This is a genomic window from Romboutsia sp. 13368 (genome assembly GCF_018336475.1).
Lineage (GTDB): Bacteria > Bacillota > Clostridia > Peptostreptococcales > Peptostreptococcaceae > Romboutsia.
The window spans coordinates 2,058,596-2,058,932 of sequence record NZ_CP048741.1 but is presented as its reverse complement, the minus strand read 5'-3'; the positions used below and the strand labels follow the sequence as shown (position 1 = coordinate 2,058,932).

Below are 337 nucleotides of genomic sequence, written 5' to 3'. Positions count from 1 at the left end.
ATCTATTATGGGTATATTTAATTTAAATGGACATAATAAAAAACTAAATTTAGAAGATATAAAAGATAATGAAATAGTAGATTATACTATTAGTATGATAAAAGAAGTATATAAATCTAGAGAAGATTTAATAGGAAGTGAAGCTATGAGAGATTGGGAAAGAAAAGTTATACTTCACTTTGTTGATAATTATTGGATAGATCATATAGATGCAATTGAACAACTTAAAAAAGGYATAGGGCTTGTAGCTGCAGGACAAAAAGAYCCAGTTAAAGAATTTACAGTTCAATCCTTTGATATATTTGATGATATGAATAAACAGGTAAGATTAGATACT

At 25.7% G+C, this 337-nt stretch carries 1 pseudogene; it reads left to right on the top strand.

Annotated elements, in window-relative coordinates:
- Positions 1–337: pseudogene (locus G3997_RS08525) on the top strand (preprotein translocase subunit SecA); the annotation flags it as partial.